The sequence below is a fragment of the Desulfosarcina sp. genome (assembly GCF_041551955.1).
Taxonomy (GTDB): domain Bacteria; phylum Desulfobacterota; class Desulfobacteria; order Desulfobacterales; family Desulfosarcinaceae; genus Desulfosarcina.
On record NZ_JBFELV010000126.1, the window covers coordinates 1 to 12,132 of the forward strand.

General features: G+C 58.8%; 10 protein-coding genes. All 10 read right to left on the minus strand.

The window, feature by feature from the left end:
• Positions 1-731 (minus strand): hypothetical protein (locus ABYV26_RS11515; protein ID WP_372681124.1); only part of this gene is annotated, 731 nt, incomplete at its 3' end.
• A 262-nt stretch (positions 732-993) separates the two neighbouring features.
• Positions 994-1,446 carry an aminoacyl-tRNA deacylase gene (locus ABYV26_RS11520; RefSeq protein WP_372681125.1) on the minus strand — a complete coding sequence of 151 codons (453 nt, stop codon included), beginning with the start codon at positions 1,444-1,446 and terminating at the stop codon, positions 994-996.
• Positions 1,447-1,755: 309 nt separating this feature from the next.
• Positions 1,756-3,759 carry a (Fe-S)-binding protein gene (locus tag ABYV26_RS11525; RefSeq protein ID WP_372681127.1) on the minus strand — a complete coding sequence of 668 codons (2,004 nt, stop codon included), beginning with the start codon at positions 3,757-3,759 and terminating at the stop codon, positions 1,756-1,758.
• A 380-nt stretch (positions 3,760-4,139) separates the two neighbouring features.
• Complete coding sequence (locus tag ABYV26_RS11530) at positions 4,140-5,096, minus strand: electron transfer flavoprotein subunit alpha/FixB family protein (RefSeq protein ID WP_372681129.1); 957 nt, start codon at positions 5,094-5,096, stop codon at positions 4,140-4,142.
• 179 nt (positions 5,097-5,275) lie between these two features.
• Complete coding sequence (locus tag ABYV26_RS11535) at positions 5,276-6,046, minus strand: electron transfer flavoprotein subunit beta/FixA family protein (RefSeq protein WP_372681131.1); 771 nt, start codon at positions 6,044-6,046, stop codon at positions 5,276-5,278.
• A 124-nt stretch (positions 6,047-6,170) separates the two neighbouring features.
• On the minus strand, positions 6,171-8,588 hold the full coding sequence (locus ABYV26_RS11540) for an FAD-dependent oxidoreductase (protein WP_372681133.1): 2,418 nt from the start codon (positions 8,586-8,588) through the stop codon (positions 6,171-6,173).
• 92 nt (positions 8,589-8,680) lie between these two features.
• Positions 8,681-9,700 carry a branched-chain amino acid ABC transporter permease gene (locus ABYV26_RS11545; protein WP_372681135.1) on the minus strand — a complete coding sequence of 340 codons (1,020 nt, stop codon included), beginning with the start codon at positions 9,698-9,700 and terminating at the stop codon, positions 8,681-8,683.
• 10 nt (positions 9,701-9,710) lie between these two features.
• On the minus strand, positions 9,711-10,751 hold the full coding sequence (locus tag ABYV26_RS11550; protein ID WP_372681137.1) for a branched-chain amino acid ABC transporter permease: 1,041 nt from the start codon (positions 10,749-10,751) through the stop codon (positions 9,711-9,713).
• An 18-nt stretch (positions 10,752-10,769) separates the two neighbouring features.
• Positions 10,770-11,477: an ABC transporter ATP-binding protein gene (locus ABYV26_RS11555; RefSeq protein WP_372681139.1), complete on the minus strand. Its 708-nt coding sequence runs from the start codon at positions 11,475-11,477 to the stop codon at positions 10,770-10,772.
• A gap of 69 nt (positions 11,478-11,546) precedes the next feature.
• A partial coding sequence (locus ABYV26_RS11560; protein ID WP_372681141.1) for an ABC transporter ATP-binding protein occupies positions 11,547-12,132 on the minus strand: 586 nt, incomplete at its 5' end.

Genomic DNA, 12,132 nt, shown 5'->3' on the forward strand with positions numbered 1-12,132 from the left:
ACGGTCGGTTTTTCGGGATCCGCCTGAAAATAGACGGTTACCCCGAACGAATCGTACATGTAGGTATCGGCCCACCCCAGTCCCTTGAGGTTCAATCCCTTATCCCGGGTGTACAGATAACTCCACTCTTCGTCTTTGCCCAGCACCCACCCTCTTCTGCCCACCGCCGACGGTTTCTGCTGCCGGTAGACGTTGATCATGACCTTTCCCTTCCGGTAGGGGCCGACGATCACCATCCGGTCGACGTCGTAGCTATAGTAGGCACCCGTGTGCTGATCCGGTGTGATGGTAATGTGTTCGGCCCCTTTGAGGATGAACGGTGCATTCAGACCGTTGGATGCCTCTCTCAGCCGTTCGAACTGCTGATCACCGCCGTCCACCCGGGTCCACCGCGACAATCGCAGGGAGGACGGCCAAAAGAAAAAAGAGGGAATATCGGCATCCAAGATGTAGTCGGTGATACGTTGGACCCCTGTGTTGACGGTAAATTGATTATAGGCGGATGGCGCGTCGAAGGAATCGTCGGCCCGATAAATGGCATCGTCCGGTTTGGGTGACAGGAGAAACGCCATCAGTGGCGCGATGCGCTGCACATCGTAGGCCGCACCATCCTCATGGTTGACTAAATCCAACAGGTAGTGAAGCGTCGATATGACATCCGGCGGCAGATCTGCGCGCAGATCTGCTGCGGCGGCATTGCCGACCATCAGCAACAACAAGCAGCCAGCCATAAATGATAAAACCGTCCGACGAGGCAAAGCAACAGGGTTCATAAGAAACTCGTTTTATTATTGAAAAATATACAGCATACCACGCGATTGACGCCTCCGCCCTACATGGCACCCGTGATTTTAAGCTATGGCAATTTAATGGATCGCGAATGGATAGGCCAGTAAAAGATTTGTCACGGCCCAGGAATCTACGCAGGTGGGAACCGATTGTCAAGGAGGCGCCGGCGGATCACTCCGGCGCCTCTGCAGGCATCCTATCACATCAAATGAATTGGGGCTTGCAGACTTTCTTGAGGTCCCAGGCTTTGATCTTGAAGGATTTGTCGTGCTTGCCAGGGTTGAAATAGACCACGTCTTTTTTGGTCAGGTCCGGATCCATGAAAATCGGCAGCGGCGTCAACTGGCCGAAGGGCGGCACACAGCCGACTTCGCAGCCCACTTTTTCCAGCACGTCTTCGGGTTTGGCAAAGGCGACCTTTTTGGTCCCGATGCCTGCTGCGGCTTTTTTCCAGTCCACCTTTTTGTCGCCGGGCATCACCAGCACCACCATTCGCTTCTCCTTGGTCAGCAGGACCAAAGACTTGACGGTTTCGGCTTCGCTGACCCCCAGGGCCTCGGCCATGGCCGGGTTCGTATACACCGGTTCGTGTTCGACCACCTTGTAGGTGATCTTGTTTTTATTTAATATATCAACGATATTGGCTTCGACGGGCATGGCCACCTCCGGTGGGGTTCTGGGTTCTGGGTTCTGGGTTCTGGGTTCCGGGTTCCGGGTTCCGGGTTTATGGGGTTCGCAACCAATTAGAACCAAATAGGACCAATCAAACGAGTCAATTCATCTCAACCATCCATCAACCCACGCACGGTGTCGCTCCATAAGCGGTAGGTTCCGGTTCAGGCCAAGGCCGCAGCGATGGTAAACCGGAGGCGTAGCAGCGCTACGTCGAGGATTTACCAGAGCGAGAACACCGGCCTGGAACGGAAGATGCCGTTTATGGACCGACACTTTATTGCCGTCTGCAAATCAGGCCGTCGCCTCATCCACGATCTCGGCGATATCCTTGACGACGATGGTCGATTCATTGTCCATGAGGCCGTCCGACAACATCGTGGCGCAGAAAGGGCAGGCGGCGGCCACGGTGGCGGCACCGCTTCGCATCACCTCTTCGGCCCGGTCCATGTTGATGCGTTTTCCCAGGGTCTCTTCCATGAACATGCGGCCGCCGCCGGCACCGCAGCAGAATCCCTTCTCACGGATGCGCTGCATCTCGGTCAACTGGCCGTTGTTCATGGAGCGCAGCAGGTCGCGGGGCGGCTGGACGATTCCGTTCCAGCGGCTCAGATAGCAGGAGTCATGGAAGGTCAGCGATCCGAGGCCGTTGCCGTTGGGCTTCAGGCGCCCCTGCTTGTGCAGGTCGAAGAGCAGTTCAGCATGGCTGACCACCGGGTAGGCGGCGCCGAACTGGGGGTATTCGTTCTTGATGATATTGAAGCAGTGGGGGCAGCCGGTGAGAATTCGCTTGGGCTTGTAGCCGTTGAGGACCTCAACGTTCTGCTGGATCAGCATCTGGGCCAGATATTCGTTGCCGGCCCGCCTGGCCATGTCGCCGTTGCAGGCCTCCTCCGGGCCGAGGATGGCGAAGTTCACCCCGGCGCGCTGAAGCACCCGGGCCATGGCCTGGGAAATCTTCTTGCCCCGGTCGTCGAAGGACCCGGCGCATCCCACGAACCAGAGCAGGTCGGCATCGGGGTTGTCGCCCATCAAGGGCACGTCCAAGCCCTTGCACCAGTCCGCTCGGCTGTCGGCGCCGAACCCCCAGGGGTTGGCCTGGTTCTCGAGATTGGTGAAGGTTTCCTGCACCTCCGGCGGAAAACTGGCTTCCATGAGGACCTGGTGCTTGCGTGCCTCGATGATGAAATCGAGATGTTCGATGTTCACCGGACAGATGTCCTCACAGGCCCGGCAGGTGGTGCAGGACCACAGCACGTCACCGGTGACCGGGGCGTCATCGCGCACGATGGGCTTGACCTGGTCGAAGCTGCCGGCCAGGATGGCGTCGGACTGGTCGAGCAGGTCGACTTTTAGGTCATGGACAATCTTTTTCGGTGAAAGGGGCTTGTCCGTGTGGGCCGCCGGGCACTGCTCTTCGCAGCGGCCGCACTCGGTGCAGGCGTATAGGTTGAGCACGTTCTTCCAGTTCAGTTCACTAACCTTGCCCAGGCCGAAGGTCTCCAACGCCTCGTTCTCGATGTCGGTTTTGACGATGGCCTTCTCCCGCTCGAGCGGCTTTAGAAAGACATTGGGCGCAGCGGCCAGCAGATGCAGGTGCTTGGAGCCGGGGATGTAAACCAGAAACCCCAGGATGGTGGCCATGTGGATCCAGTAGGCGATCTCGTAGCCGGCAAAAACCTGCTGCGGACTCATCCGGTCAAGGCCGAAGAGGCCCACAAGCCAGCCAGACAGGGGAAAAACGCCTCGATAGTCATAGAGGCCCGGCTCGACAGGCAGCAGGGTCTGAAAGGCGTTGATGGCCTGAAAGGTGATGATGATCAGACAGGTAAACAGGATGATCAGGTTGGCGTCGGTCCCCAGGGTCAGGTAGGCTGGACGAAGCATGGTCCGCCGGTAGATTGCATAAGCAAACCCGACCAGTACGAAGGAGGCCAGGATGTCGGCCGTGAACAGGTAGCCGCCATAAAGGCCGGGGATCCAATTGCCCACCTCGAATGCCGGGCACACGCCTTTGATCATCAACTCCAGGCTGTGGGGCTGCACGGCCAGAAAGCCGAAAAAGATCAGGGTGTGGGCGATGCCGGGCAGTTTCTTGCGCCGAACGTTGGCCTGGCCGAGCACATCCTTGAACAGCACGCCGATGCGCGCAGATAGATGGTCCAGCTTGAATTCCGAGGTGCCTTCGACGGCCATCATCAGACGATAGAGCCGTCTGACCCGCAGGAAGAAAAAAGAGAAGGCCCCGGCCAGGGCCATGAGCATGACAAATGATTTAATTATCGCGTACTGTTCCATGAATCACTCCGGATAAGACGATGAGACTGCTGGATTGAACCCTCCCCGCGGCAAGCCTCGGGAAATGTTCTGCCTGAAACGGCAGTGCTGCGCAGCACCGTAAGGATGAATGTCTATTTTCAGTTCGCTCGCTAACCCCGCCGCAAGCGGCGAGGAATGCGCTCGCTATCGCGGTTCAAATCAAGACATACAAGCAAAAATGGGCCCCAAAATACCATTTATTTTCGCATCAGAGCCTGTCTCAAAACGTTGCAGTTCGGCCAAGATCAAGGCGGGCGACCATTTCAACCGGAGGCATACATGTCGTATGTCGAGGATTGAAATGGGGAGCCCAACGCCGATATTGGCTGAAATGGGGCGTTTTGAAACTGGCGGCCGAGCTACAACTTCTCTTTTAAAACCTCCGTCAGCACCGGCACGACATCGAAAAGATCGCCGACAAATCCATAATCGCACTTTTCGAAGATGGGCGCATCCTTGTCCGTGTTGAAGGCCACAATCACCTTTGAGGTTTTCATGCCTGCAAAATGCTGCACCGAACCGGAGAGGCCGCAGCCGATATACAGCCGGGGGCTGACGGTCTTGCCGGTCTGCCCCACCTGCATGGCGTGGGGGGCAAATCCCGCATCCACGGCGGCGCGTGAGGCGCCGATGGTACCACCCAGCAACCGGGCGCATTCTGCCAGGATTTTATAGTTGTCGGCCGATGCGATGGGCCTGCCGCCGGTGACGATGACACCGGCTTCGGTGAGGTCCACCGTGTCGGCAGCCTCCTTTTTCACGTCCACCACCTTGACCAGACCCGGATCCTCGACGGGTGCATCAAAGGACTCCACAGCGGCGTCTACCGATGCCTCCACCGCCTCGATGGCATTGGGACGGAGGGCGCACAGCATCACCTGGCCGGACATCTTGACCGTGGCAAAGGTTTTGCCCGAGAAGTGAGATTTCTTGACGGTTTTCGCGGCCAGGTCGACGGCCATGCAGTCAGAAGCCAGGGGAAGGTCCATGGATGCCGCCAGTCTGGCAAAAATGTCGCGCCCCTGGGCGCTGGCCAGTCCCAGCAGGGCGCCCAAGCCGTAGTTGTCGATGGCGGCGGCCAGCGCCCTGGCCTTGAGGTCCGGACGGGTCGACAGGTCGCCGCCCGCCGCGGACACCTGAACCACTTTGTTGGCGCCGTATTTTCCAAGAGCCTCTTTGGCGCCGTCCGCCGAACCGTCCAGCATCAGGGCGACGATCGTCCCCTCACCCTGTGCGCGAGCGGCGGTCAGAACGCCGAAGTTGGTGTCCTTGACCTTGCCGTCTTCGGTTTCAATCAATATTCCTATTTTTGCCATGCTTTCTCTCCTTCTATTGCCGGTTGACGGACGATTTTATCGTCTCTCCGGAAATGGTAGGTTGTGTTTCGGGGCAAGGCCGCAGCATTTTTCACACCACAGGCGTAGCAGCGCTACGTCGAGGATGGGAAAAATGTGAGAACGCCGGCCCGGGACACAAGATGCCGTTTCCGCCAGCATTAAATGACTTTTTCTTCTTCTTTCAGTATCCTCACCAGCTCCTCCATCGCCTGACGAACATCGCCGCCCAGCATCTTGGCACCGGTACGTTCGGGAACTTTTTCCAACTTGACCAGTTCGCTCTGGGCGCCGTCGAGGGAGACACCCAGATCGGCGATAGCCATCTCTTTGATCGGCTTTTTCTTGGCCTTCATGATGTCAGGAAACTTGGGATAGCGCGGCTCGTTAAGGCCCTTGGTGGTGCCCAGGACGCAGGGGAGGGCCACTTCGAGCACCTCTCGCGCCCCGCCGCCGATCTCATGTCCCACGGTGGCTTTGCCGTCGGCGAGTTCCAGCCTGTTGATTTCGTTGACCACCGGCAGCCCCATGGCAGCGGCCAGCCGGTAAAGCGTCTGAAAGCCTTCGGAGTCCACGGCGCCTTTGCCGGTGAAAATGATGTCCGGTTTGCCGTCCTGTTGGATGGCCGCCGCAAGCGCCCGGGCCGTGGTCTGGCTGTCCAGAAACTGGCTCTCGATGGTGACCAGGATGCCCCGGTGGGCGCCCATGGCCATGGCCGCACGGATGGTGGCCGCGGCCGCCGGTTTGCCGACGGTGACAACGACCACTTCGCCGCCGTTTTTTTCCACCAGCTGCACGGCCTGCTCGACTGCGTATTCGTCGTAGGGGTTGGCGATGAATTTGCAGCCGGCGTCGTCGAAACCGTTTTCGCCGACAAGCTTGATGTTGGCCGCCGTGTCCGGCACATGTTTAACGCATACGTAAATCTGCATGATGGTATCCTAAGGTATAATTATTATTGTCTAATTTTGAATTTTGAATGAGGGTATTCTATCATTGTATAAGCCGACAGAGTTAATCCATTCATAATTCAACATTCACAATTCTTAATTGATTTTACGCTTTCATCCGTTCGTTTTTGGGATCGTAAAGCGGCATGGCGACCACTTCGGCAGGCAGACGCTTGCCCAGCACTTCCACTTCCAGCCGGGTTCCCGGCGCGGCCAGCGCCGGCGGCACGTAGCCTAATGCAATGCTCTTGTCGGTGCGATGACCATAGCCGCCCGAAGAGGTCATGCCCACGATCTGGTCTCCGTTGAAGATGGGGTTGTAGCCCCATGGATCGGCATCCTCGGCCTGACAGACCAGGCAGACCAGTTGGCGGGGCACACCGGCAGCCTTCTGTTTTTCAAGCCCGGCCTTGCCGATGAACTCCTTGTCCATTTTAACCGTCCAGGCCACATTGGTCTCCAAGGGGGTGTGATGAACGTTCATTTCGCTCTTCCAGGCCAGGTAGCCCTTTTCCAGACGCATGGAATCCATGGCGTACATGCCGAACATTTTCAGCTCGTGGTTCTTGCCCGCGGCCATAAGGGTCTGGAAGACCGGAATCTGGGACTGGATGGGATGAAAGATTTCGTAGCCCAGTTCGCCCACGTAGTTCATGCGGTTGACCCGGCATTTTACCCGCCCTACGTAAATTTCCCGACTGGTGCCGAAGGGGAAGGCCTCGTTGGAGAGGTCGTTGTAACAGGCCTTGGCCAACACCTCCCGGCTCTTGGGACCGGCGATCACCAGGCAGCCTTGCTGGTAGGTCACGTCCTCCAGGCAGACGCTGCCGTCGGCCGGCAGGTTTTCCATCAGCCAGTGCTGGTCGTGACGCTTGCCCACGGAGGCGGTGACACAGAAGTACTCACCGTCCTTGATCTTGGTGACGGTCATGTCCGATTTGAAATTGCCGTTGTGATCCAGCATGGGGGACAGGGCGATGCGGCCGTCCGTGGCCGGCACCTTCTGGCAGGTCATGCGGTTGAGCCAGGCGTCGGCACCCGGGCCGGTGATGCGGGTCTTGGCAAAGCGCGAGAGGTCCAGAATGCCCACCTTTTCCATGACGTGCTTGCACTCGGCATCCACATAACCGGCGGCGTTGTTGCGCTTCCAGCCCGGGTTTTCCCGTTTGTCAGCGGCATTGTCTGTAAAATAATTGGGGCACTCCCAGCCGTAGTAGTCGCCGAACACCGCGCCGGCCTGCTTCTGATACTCGTAGATGGGCGCGGTGCGGTTGGGGCGGGCGGCATCACGCCAGTCATTGGGGCAGATAATGGCGTAGAGCCGCGGATAGGTGTCCTCGATCTTCTCGTGGTTGTACGCCCAATTGGCGTAGCTGCCGTAGCGGCGGCTGTCCACCGGCCACAGGTCGATCTCGGGCTCGCCGTTCATGATCCAGCCGGCCAGGTAGTGGCCGATGCCGCCGGCCTGGGTGATGCCGAAACTGTAGCCGCAGGCGTGGAAGAAGTTCTTCAACGGATAGGCCGGTCCCACCAGCGGGTCGCCGTTGGGCGTGTAGGTAATGGGCCCGTCGGTCACGTGTTTGAAACCAGTGTCGCCCATGATCGGAAATCGGTAAATGCCGTTTTCGATGAAATCAGCAATGTGGTCGATGTCCGGCTGCAGTTCGGTCTGGGCGTAATCCCAGGGTACGCCTTTGGGGTTCCACTGTTTCACCTTGCTCTCGTATAGGCCCAGAATCAGGCTGTCCATCTCCTGGCGGATATAGATGGAACGGTCGGGATCACGCACCAGGGGCAGGTATGCGTCGCGTTTTTCAACGGCGTCGATGGCCTCGAAGAGGATGTGGGTGTGCTCGCCGGCAATGGAGGGAATCTCCAGGCCCACCATCTTGGCTACTTCCGGCGCCCACAGACCGGCGGCATTGACCACATATTCACAGGTGACATCGCCCTTGTCCGTGTGCACCAGCCACTCACCGGCAGGGGTACGGTCGATGCCGGTCACCTGGGTGTGGGTGTTGATTTCGGCGCCGTGCTTCTTGGCCCCGATGCTCATGGCCATAGTGATGCCGTTGGGGTCCACATCGCCGTCATCAGGCCAATAGAGTCCGCCGATGATGCCGTCGACGTTCATGAGCGGATGCATCTCCTTCATCTTTTCCGGGGTGATCCAGCTCACGTCCAAGCCCAGGCAGCGGTTCATGCTGTAAATGTAGCCCAGCTCTTCCATACGGCCGGGATTGTCGGCCGTGCGAATAGAGCCGGTGGTGTGCCAGCCCACGCTCTGGCCGGTTTCGGCTTCCAAACCCTGGTAGATCTCGATGCTCTTCATGTTGACCTGGGTGCAGTAGTAGTTACCATGAAAAAATGAACAGTTTCCCGCTGCCATCCAGGTAGAGCCGGAGGTCAGCTCGTGCTTTTCAATCAACACCACATCTTTCCAGCCGTACTTTGCCAGATGATAGGCCACGCTGACGCCGATGGCGCCTCCGCCGATGACCACCACTTTTGCTTGTGTTTTCATAACCATTCTTCTCCTTTTGATATGGCATAGCTTCGGCGCAAATCCAGCGCCAATATGTTTTTCAAGTTTTGGACGGCTATCTCAGGTTGATCTTATTTGGCAGCGCCATAAGCACCGTTGAGAAAATAATCCATCATTCGGTTTTTGGGTTTACGAACATAAGTGTCGAAGAACTCGGCAAAGCCGCCGGGGTAGTAGATCATCACCAGAATCAGCAGCAGGCCGTACAAGAGCAGGTTCAGGCCCGGCAGGTTGGACAATGACGAGCGCACCAGCTCCATGGCGAAGATGAAGGGGAAGGCAATGGCCGCCCCGCCCCACAGGCTGCCCCGCCCGCCGATGTAGGCCACCGCCAGGACCTCCACAGTCTTGGACGTGTGCATCATGTCCGGGGTGAGAATGCCGTAGTAGTGGGCGTAGAAGCCCCCCATCCACCCGGCCAGGGCGCAGCTCAGGGTGAAGTTCACCAGCCGGTAGAAAATCGGGTTGATCCCCGAGGTGCGCGCCGCCTCCATGTTCTGGCCGATGGCCTTGAAGGCCAGGCCCATCTTGGTCCGCGTGCACCACTTGCAGATAATGTAGATGACCACCATCATGGTCAGGCACAGGTAGTAGTAGGGCAAGTTGGATTGGGTTTCGAACAGCCGGTCCACGCGCATGCCCAGCGGACCGCGGGTCAGCCAGACCATCTTGGTGGCCAGCCCCATCAGGGCCAGACCGAAGAACCAGGCCAGGCATGCGGCAAATATGCCCCGCAGCCGCAAGGTGACGGCGCCGATCACGAACCCCAGGAAAGCCGCCAGCAATCCGCCGGCGAGCATGCCGAACCACGGGTTCAGGCCGATGCGCTCGGCCAGGATGGCCGAGGTGTAGCCACCCAGGCCCATGATGGCCGCGTAGCCGAAGTTGACGATGGAGATGAACCCGGCCGTAAAGTCGAAGGCCACCGCCAGGGCCGCGATAAAAGCGGCACTGATCAGCCAGCGCAGCAGGTACTCCTGGTTGAAGGGTGGAATCAGGGGCAGTAAGAACAGCACCGCCAGGGCGATCAGTCCGGCCGGAGTAAAGCACAACAGGTCCAGCAGCTTGTTGAAAGGGTTGTTCTGGTCCATGAATCCTCCGCTATTTGTCCAGGACGCCGCGCACTTCGGAGCCGAATATGCCGCTGGGTTTGAAGATCAACACCACGATGATCAGGGCCGAGGGCACCACGAAGTCCCAGCCGGAGCCGATGTACTCGATGGTCAGCACCTTTAACAGGGCCACCATGAAGGCGCCCATCACCGCCCCGAGCACATTGCCCAGACCGGCCAGAATCACCACGAACCAGGCCATGTACAAGGGCTCTAAGCCCACCGACGGGTAGGCCGGGTACATGAACAGCAAACTGGCACCGGCAATGGCCGCCAGGGAGCAGGACAGGGACATGGTCAACAAAAGGATGCCCTTGAGGCCGATGCCCACCATCAGGGCGCCGTTCTCGTCCTGGGACACGGCGCGGATGGCCCGGCCCGTGCGGGTGTAAGTCATGAAGAACCAGAACACCACCACCACGATGGCCGCCAGGGCAAAGGACATGGCCCGGTCGCGCGAGATGAACACGTCCATGACCGAAATGGGCATGCCGGCCCAATAGCGCGTGATGCCTTTGAAGTCCGCCCCGAAAAAGAGCTGATGGGCGTTGATCAGCACCACCGACAACCCCACGGTGAGCAGAAAGGAGTTCATTACCCAGTTTTCCCGGCTGCGCTTTCGTAGCTGGGAGAAAACCAGCACCTCGGAGACGACCCCTGCCAGGGCACCCACGATCATGGCCGCCACGATGGTGATCAGCGGGCCCAGAAAGACCAGCGACGAGTCGGGGTTCATCGTGATGTAGTTGTTTATGGGCGTGAACACATAGTAGGCGGTCAACGAGCCGATCATGAAGTACTCCCCATGGGCGAACATGGGGATGTTCATGACGCCGAACACCAGGGCCAGACCCATGGCCACCAGGGCCAGCATGCCGCCGGTGACCACGGTGTTGACCAGCACGTAGCCGCCGCGGTCCACGGTGGCCGCCACGGCCACGACCACGGTCAGAATCACCGCCATGCCTGCTGCGGTTTTGCTCCATTTGAAGACGCGTTCCCAGATGCGTTTTTCGACCTGCTCTACCATGAACCGGTTCCTTTCCGATTAAACCCCTAAAAAGACCTTTCGCACGTGGGCGTCACAGGCCAGGTCGCTGCTCTTGCCGGCCAGCTCGATGCGGCCGTTTTCCAGCACGTAGCCCCGGTCGGTCACCGCCAGGGTCTTGGTCACGTTCTGCTCCACCACCATGATGGTCATTCCCTGTTTGATCAGGGTGTCCAGGCTCTGGAAGACGTTTTCGGTCAGCAGCGGGGCCAGACCGAAGGAGGGTTCATCCACCAAAAGCAACGTGGGGTTGGACATCAGCCCGCGTCCGATGGCCAGCATCTTGCGCTCGCCGCCGCTCATGGTACCGGCCAGCTGGTTGCGCCGCTCCACCAACCGCGGGAACAGATCGAACACGAATCCCAGGCGGTCCTTCTGCAGCCGTTTATCCTTGATGGTGTAGGCCCCCATGGCCAGGTTCTCTTGCACGGTCATGTTGACGAACAGGTTCATCGCCTCGGACACCAGAGCGATGCCCTTACGGGCAACCTTGTTGCCCGGCAGGCCGCCGATGGGCTCGCCCTTGAACAGGATCTCGCCGCTCATGGGCGGGACGAGTCCGGCGATAGTCTTGAGGGTCGTGCTCTTGCCCGCGCCGTTGGGGCCCACCAGGCAGACGTATTCACCCGTGTCAACGGTCAGCGACACGTCGCGCAGGATCTGCAGAAAGCCGTAGCCGGCATTGAGGTTGTTCACTTCCAGTAGCATCGCGTCTCCACCTGGGTTCTGGGTTCGGGGTTCAGAGTTCTGCGTTGATTGCTTCCAGTATCCAGTTTTCTACGCTTCAGCCTTGCAGGCGTCGGCTGAATCGCCAAGGTAGGCCTTGGTCACCTTGGGGTCGTTGGCCACTTCTTCAGTGGTGCCTTCGGCGATCTTGATGCCGAACTGGATGCACACCAGCCGGTTGCAAAGGTTCATGATCAGCTGCATGATGTGTTCGATCATCAAGATGGTGATGCCCTGGTCGCGGATCTTAAAAATCAAGGTGATCATGTCATTGAGCTCGCCTTCGCTCAGCCCGGAGGCCAGTTCGTCCAGAAAAAGCATCTTCGGCCCGCTGGCCAGGGCCCGGGCCAGATCCAGGCGCTTGAGCTGAACGGTATTGAGCTGCTCGCTGATGGTGTCTTCGTCGATGGGAAAATCGACGAATTCGAGCATCTTGCGGCTGTGGGCCGCCGGGTCCTTGATCGTTCCCGGCCGGTTGCCGAAGATGGCCGCGGTCATCACGTTTTCCAGCACGGTCATCTTGGGAAAGGGAATGGGGATCTGGAAGGTGCGCGACAACCCGCGCCGGCACATCTTCTCGGGGGTCTTGCCGGTGGTATTTTCGCCAAAGATGAACACCTGGCCCGATGTAGGCGGG